General features: G+C 72.4%; 5 protein-coding genes and 1 pseudogene. 1 reads left to right on the forward strand and 5 read right to left on the reverse strand.

Features of this window, described 5'->3' with window-relative positions; all coding sequences use genetic code 11:
• Positions 1–253 precede the first annotated feature (253 nt).
• From FNQ90_RS09250 to FNQ90_RS09270, 5 genes and pseudogenes are all read right to left on the reverse strand, one after another.
• Positions 254–1,543 (reverse strand): ABC transporter substrate-binding protein, encoded by a 1,290-nt coding sequence (locus FNQ90_RS09250; RefSeq protein WP_143620072.1) that lies wholly within the window; start codon positions 1,541–1,543, stop codon positions 254–256.
• Entirely contained in the window at positions 1,540–2,604 is a 1,065-nt protein-coding gene (locus tag FNQ90_RS09255; protein WP_228454377.1) for a branched-chain amino acid ABC transporter permease, read from the reverse strand. The genes FNQ90_RS09250 and FNQ90_RS09255 overlap by 4 nt, the downstream gene beginning before the upstream one ends.
• Positions 2,605–2,704: 100 nt before the next feature.
• Positions 2,705–3,595 (reverse strand): branched-chain amino acid ABC transporter permease, encoded by an 891-nt coding sequence (locus tag FNQ90_RS09260; protein WP_143624332.1) that lies wholly within the window; start codon positions 3,593–3,595, stop codon positions 2,705–2,707.
• 185 nt (positions 3,596–3,780) lie between these two features.
• Positions 3,781–4,524: pseudogene (locus tag FNQ90_RS09265) on the reverse strand (ABC transporter ATP-binding protein); the annotation flags it as partial.
• Positions 4,525–4,589: 65 nt separating this feature from the next.
• Positions 4,590–5,417 (reverse strand): ABC transporter ATP-binding protein, encoded by an 828-nt coding sequence (locus tag FNQ90_RS09270; RefSeq protein ID WP_182605924.1) that lies wholly within the window; start codon positions 5,415–5,417, stop codon positions 4,590–4,592.
• Between the two features lie 247 nt (positions 5,418–5,664).
• On the opposite strand from FNQ90_RS09270, the gene FNQ90_RS09275 reads away from it, so the two are divergent.
• Entirely contained in the window at positions 5,665–6,330 is a 666-nt protein-coding gene (locus FNQ90_RS09275) for an MBL fold metallo-hydrolase (protein WP_182605925.1), read from the forward strand.
• Positions 6,331–6,364: the final 34 nt, after the last annotated feature.

Below are 6,364 nucleotides of genomic sequence, written 5' to 3' on the forward strand. Positions count from 1 at the left end.
CTCCCGGCCGGCCCGCCACACGGGGCCGGCCCGGGAGCCCGCGGCGTCCCGCGCCGCGCCCGCCCCGCCGAGCGCCCCGGGCCGGGTGCGGCGGGGCACGGCACCGTCGCGTACCGACTCCCGCACGCCGAACGCCGCCGGTCCCGGACGCGGTGCGTCCGGGACCGGCGGCGTGGTGGGGAAGGGTCGCAGGGGTCACCGGCCGGCGCGCGACGGGACCGGGGTCACCGCCGGGCACCGGCCGGGTCCGGGGTCACTCCCGCGGGAAGCTCTCGGCCAGCTCGGAGACGAATGCCTCCCGCTCGACCACCAGACCGCCGGGGGTGTCGGTGTCGGGGGTCAGGATGAAGCTCTCCAACGACGAGGGGTTCGCCGGGTCGGAGAAGTCGTGCACGATGCCGAAGGCGTTGTCGTAGTCGTTCAGCTCCTGCATCGCGGCGGCCACGCCCTCCCGGGTGAGGTCGTTGTTGTCGCAGGCGATGCGCAGCGCGTCGGTGACCAGGCGGGCGGCGTTCCAGCCGGCGACCACGCCGTTGTCCAGGGTGGCGTCCGGGTACTCCGCCAGGTAGGCCTCGGCCAGCGTGCTCGGTCCCTCCTCCTCCGAGCCGATGGGCAGGGTCGGGGCGGCGATGTAGAACTCGTTCAGCAGCGCCGGGGCGGCGTCGGTCGCCAGGAGCTGCGGGGCGAAGGCGGAGTTGTTGCCGATGATCGGCACGTTCAGACCGGCCGCCGCCGCCACGCCGGCCACCGACGCGGCCTGGCGCGGACCGGCGCTGACGATGATCGCCGAGACACCCTCGCGGGCGAGGGTGCCGACCTGCGCCGTCATGTCCTCGTCGGTGGGCTTGATCTGCTGCTCGGAGATGGTCAGGCCCAGCTCCTCGGCGGCGTACCGGGCGCCCTCCAGGGCGTTCTCGCCGTAGTCGCCCTCGAAGTAGACGTGTCCGATGCTGTCGCCCTCGGACAGGCCCTTCTCGTCCACCAGGAAGTCGATCGCGTTGATCGTCTCCACGTCGTAGGTGCTGCCGACCATGTGGATGTACTCGCTGCCCAGCAGGGAGGCGGTCCACGCCTGGGCCACGATCACGGCGTGGTCGGTGGAGTCCACCTGGTCCTTGATCGCGGTGACGAAGGGGGAGCCGATGAACTGGGTGTACGCCAGGACGTTCGGCTCCAACTCGTTGTAGGCGGAGATCGCCTGCGAGGCGTCGTAGCCGTGGTCGCGGGTGGTCAGCTCCAGGTCCCGCTCACAGACGCCGCCCTCCTCGTTGACCTCCTTGACGTAGAGCTGCTGGGCCTGGGTGATGCTCACACCGAGGGTGGCGTAGGGGCCGGTCATGTCGGTGAGCGCGCCGAGGCTGATCGTGTCGTCGGTGACGCCGGGACCGGTGGCGAGGCTCTCGCCGTCCCCCGCGTCCCCGTTGCCGGCGTTCCCGCCGCCGCCCGTGTTGTCGTCCTCCGCCTTGCTGCTGCAGGCGGTCAGGGCGAGGGCCAGGACGGTCGCCGTTGCGACCGCCGCCGATGGAACACTGCGCTTTCTCATGACGGAACCTCCATGTTCCCGGTGTCAGTGGTGCCGGCCCTGCGTCGTGCCCGTCGGGCCCGCAGGACGGCGGGCAGGCGCACCAGCCCGCCGGGTAGGAAGAGCACGGCGGCGACCACCGCCGCGCCGTACAGATATCGGGAGACCTCACCGGGCGCGACGCCACCGGTTCCCGGCGCGGAGACCAGGGGGAGCGCCTCGCTGTAGCGGGTGAGGACCTGCGGGATGACGGTGACGAAGAACGCCCCGAGGACGGCACCGCCGACCGTGCCGAGCCCGCCGATGACGATCATGGCCAGGTACTCCAGTGCCAGGATCAGCCCGAAGTAACTCGGCACGGTGCGCTGGAAGATCAGCGCCAGGAGGACTCCGGCCAGCCCCGCGTACATCGAGGAGATGATGAAGACGGCGCCGCGGTAGCGGGCCACCGGGACGCCCATGACGCCGGCGGCGATGCGGTGGTCGCGGATGGCGTTCATCGCCCGCCCGGGCCGTGAACGCAGGATGCCGCGGGCGAACAGCGCGCCGAGGACCAGCAGGATCAGCCCGAGGTACCAGAGCTTCTCCACGGCCTGGAACGGCACCGAGGCGACCATGACGCGCTCGTTGTCGAAGGTGAAGCCGAGGATGTCCAGCGGCGGGACCGACCGGCCGTTGTAACCGCCGGTCAGGTCGTGGGCGTTGAACAGCACGTGCTGGCCGATGAAGATCAGCGCCAGGGTGGCGATGCCCAGGTAGGCGCCCCGCAACCGGCCCGCGATGGGACTGAAGATCCCGCCCGCCGCGCCGGCCAGGAGCACCGCGAGGACCATCGCGAGCAGCGGCGGCATCCCGAAGCCGACGACGCCTGCGTCCGGGTCCCCGGCGAACACGCAGTAGCCGTAGGCGCCGATCGCCAGGAAGAAGGCGTGCCCCAGGGAGAGCTGGCCGGTGGCGCCGGTGAGCAGGTTCAGGCCGATGGCGCCGATGGCCGCGGCCATCGCGAAGAGGCCGGCACGCAGCCAGAACGCCTCCAGGTAGAAGGGCAGGAGCATCAGCACCAGGCCGAGGAGCAGCCACAGGCCGGGGGTGACGAGGTCACGGGGGGTGCGGCCGGGACGCCCGGAGGCGGGCCCCCCGGGTCCCTTCTCCCCGGCCCCCCTGCGGACTCGGGTGAGCAGATCAGACACGGGACAGCTCCCTCGTTCCGAAGAGACCGGCCGGACGGATCAGCAGGACGACGACCATCACCAGATAGGGCGCGAGGTCGCCGATGCCGTTGCCGAGGAAGGAGAGCTCGCTCTGGTATCCGGTGGCCAGGGATTGGGTGACGCCGACGATCAGCCCGCCGGCGAGAGCCCCCGTGGTGGAGTCCAGGCCGCCGATGATCGCGGCGGGGAATGCCTTCAGGGCGATCAGGCCGGTCTCCCGGTCGAGGCCTGTGGTGGGGAAGATGGAGAGGAAGAGCGCCGCGACGGCCGCCAGTGCGCCGGCCACCGCCCAGGCGGAGGCGGAGATCCATCCCAGCCGTACGCCCATCAGGGCCGCCGTCCCCCGGTCCTCCGCCGCCGCCCGCATCGCCACACCCCAGGAGGTGTAACGGAAGGCCAGCAGGAAGACGGTGATCAGGGCGGCGGCGACCACGAAGGCCGCCACCCGGGTCTGCGGGATGCTCACCGGCCCCAGCTGCATCATGGTGTTGCCCCAGGGGTCGCGGTAGCTGAAGATCTGCGGACCGATGCGGCGTGCCAGTTCGGTGATCAGCACGATGTCGATGCCGATGGTGACGATCGCCAGCACGCTGTGGTCCCGGCCCCGGTAGCGCCGGATGATCAGGAACTCCAGGAGCATGCCCAGCAGGGCGGCACCGGCGATGCCGACGAGCAGCGCGAGCCAGAACCCCAGGGTGTCCCGGCTGACCACGGCGAAATAGCCGCCGGCGAGCAGGAGCGAGGCGTGGGCGAAGTTCACCACCTCGGTGGACTTGAAGATGATCACGAAACCGAGGGCGATCAGGGCGTAGACGGAGCCCAGTGATATGCCGGTGATCAGCAGTTCGAGAAAGGTCGTCATCGGGTGGCTCCAGCCTCTCCCCCGTCCGACGGGCCGTCGGGCGGGGAGCCCTCGGGCGTGTCGGACGCTTCGGGCGCCCCGGTGTCGGGAGCCGGGTGTCCGGCCGGGGGCGCGGTGGGGTCGGTCTTCGGTTCGGGGGTGCCGGTGAAGGCGGTGGCCGAGCTGGTCTCGGCGCCACCGTTGGTGCCCAGGTAGGCACGGGCGACCTCGGGGTCGTTCTGCACCCGTTCGGGATCGCCGTGGGCGATGCGGCGGCCGAAGTCCAGGACGGTGACGGTGTCGGCGAGCCGCATCACCACACCCATGTCGTGCTCGACGAGCAGGACCGAGACCCCCAGGTTCTCCCGGACGGCGGCGATGACCCCGGCCACGTGGCGGCGCTCGGTCGGCGTCATGCCGGCGATCGGTTCGTCCAGCAGCAGCACCTCGGGCTCCATGCACAGCGCACGGCCCAGTTCGACCAGCTTCTGCAGGCCGTAGGGGAGGATCCCGGCGGGTACCCCGAGGTAACGCTCCAGACCGAGGAACGCCGCGATCTCCCGCATCCGCTCGTGATGCCGGGCCTCCTCCCGCACCGCGGAGGGCAGTCGCAGACCGGCGGCGAGGAAGCCGGTGCGGGTCAGCCGGTGCCGGCCGAGCAGCATGGTGTCGGCGACGGTGGCGTGGTCGGACAGCGCCAGGTTCTGGAAGGTGCGGGCCACCCCGAGGGCGGCGATCCGCTCGGGTGCCAGGCCGGTCAGTTCCCGCTCGCCGAGGCGCACGCTGCCCGAGGTGGCCCGGTAGACGCCGGAGAGCACGTTGAAGCAGGTGGATTTGCCGGCGCCGTTGGGGCCGATGACGGCGTGGATGCTGCCGGGTTCGACGGCGAAGGAGACGCCGTCCAGGGCGGTGAGGCCCGCGAAGCGGACGGTGAGGTCGATGACCTCCAGTCGGGGCGGGGCGGGCGGGGTGTCGAGGACGGTGGTGTCGGTCGGGGTGCCGGAGACCTCGTGGCTCACGCGACCCACCTCCGCAGCGTGGGTCGGCCGTCGGAGTGGTCGTGCTCGGCCCGGATACCGGCCTCCGCGTCGGCGGCGGCCTCCTCGTCGCCGACGCCGAGGTAGCGGCGACGCACCTCGTCGCTGGCGGCCAGTTCGTCGGCGGTGCCGGACAGCGCGACGGTGCCGTTCTCCAACACCACCGCCCGGCTCGCCAGGCCCAGCGCGAGCGCGGCGTTCTGTTCCACCAGCAGGACGGCGGTGCCCTGGTCGTTGATCTCGCGGACGGTGTCGGCGATGCGGGCGGCCATCATCGGGGCCAGCCCCAAAGAGGGTTCGTCCAGCAGCAACAGGCGCGGACGGGCCATCAGGGCCCGTCCCATGGCGAGCATCTGCTGCTCCCCTCCGGACAACAGACCGGCCCGTTGGTGGGCGCGCTCGGCGAGTACCGGGAACAGTCCCAGAACCCGATCGCGGGCCTCCTGTTCGCCCCGGCGTCCGTGACGGGCGCCCAGGGCGCCGGCGCGCAGGTTGTCGGCGACGGACATCCTCGCGAAGACCTGCCGGCCCTCGGGTACCTGCACCACCCCGGCGGCGACGATCTGCGCGGCGTTGCGGCCGTCGAGCCGCTCGCCGGCGAACTCGATGGTCCCGCCGGTGATCGCGCCGCCCTGGAACCGCAACGTGCCGGAGACGGCTCGCAGCAGTGTGGATTTGCCCGCTCCGTTGCCGCCCAGTACGGCGGTCACGGCGCCGTCGGGCACCTCAAGGGAGACGGACGAGAGCGCGTGCACCGGCCCGTACCCGGCGGCGAGTCCGCGCACCCGCAGAATGGCGGCCTCCATCGGCCACCCCCTTCCAGCAGCGTGTCCGCACACCCCAGCACCGCCCCCGCGCCCGTCCATGCCCGGTCGCGGAATCGCTGCCGGTGACCAACGAGCGAGGGGGCCCGTTGTGCGGTTGCCCAACGGGGACCGGGCCCGGGTCGGTGACCTCGCCGAAGAGGGGTTCGGGCAGGCGTCCGCGGTCGGCCGACGGGACGCGGCGCGGCGGGTCGCGCGGGGTGTCGGCGGCCCGTAGCACAATGGCCGCATGGAGCTCACCAAGCACGGTCACGCCTGCGTCCGGCTCGTCCACGGGGACAGAACCCTGGTGATCGATCCCGGCGGGTTCGGCGAGCGGGACGCGGCGGCCGGGGCCGACGCGCTGCTGGTCACCCACGAGCACCCGGACCACTTCGACGAGGGACGGTTGCGCTCGGCCATGGAGGCCGATCCGGCGGTGGAGTTGTGGGCGCCGCGTGCCGTGGTCGAGGTGATGGCCCCGGCCTTCCCGGGGCGCGTGCACGCGGTGGGGGACGGCGACACCCTCACCCCGGCGGGCTTCCCGGTGGAGGTGCACGGTGAGCTGCACGCGGTGATCCACCCCGACCTGCCCCGGGTGGCCAACGTCGGTTTCGTGGTGGAGGATCCGAGCGGCACGGCGGGGGCGGTCTTCCACCCCGGGGACGCGTTGACCGTGCCCGAACGCGAGGTGGAGACGCTGTTGTTGCCGCTGCACGCCCCGTGGAACAAGTTCTCCGAAGTGGTGGACTACGTTCGGGAGGTCGCGCCGCGCCGGGCGCTGGCGGTGCACGACGGGCTGCTGGGGCCCGCCGGCCACGCCGTCTACGGCCGGAACATGGGGCCGGCCGGTCCGGGTCTGGGCCCCACCGAGTACCTCCGGCTGGAGCCGGGCGACTCCCTGGTCCTCGCCTGATCCCCGGGACCGTCCCACCTCTTCTCCCCTCCAC

This window comes from Streptomyces alkaliphilus (assembly GCF_014141535.1).
GTDB classification, from domain to species: domain Bacteria; phylum Actinomycetota; class Actinomycetes; order Streptomycetales; family Streptomycetaceae; genus Streptomyces; species Streptomyces alkaliphilus.

Excerpts from the sequence above, each read along its gene's own strand:
- FNQ90_RS09250 (WP_143620072.1), bottom strand. The coding sequence starts at position 1,543 with ATGAGAAAGCGCAGTGTTCCATCGGCGGCGGTCGCAACGGCGACCGTC.
- FNQ90_RS09260 (WP_143624332.1), bottom strand. The coding sequence starts at position 3,595 with ATGACGACCTTTCTCGAACTGCTGATCACCGGCATATCACTGGGCTCC.
- FNQ90_RS09270 (WP_182605924.1), bottom strand. The coding sequence starts at position 5,417 with ATGGAGGCCGCCATTCTGCGGGTGCGCGGACTCGCCGCCGGGTACGGG.
- FNQ90_RS09275 (WP_182605925.1), top strand. The coding sequence starts at position 5,665 with ATGGAGCTCACCAAGCACGGTCACGCCTGCGTCCGGCTCGTCCACGGG.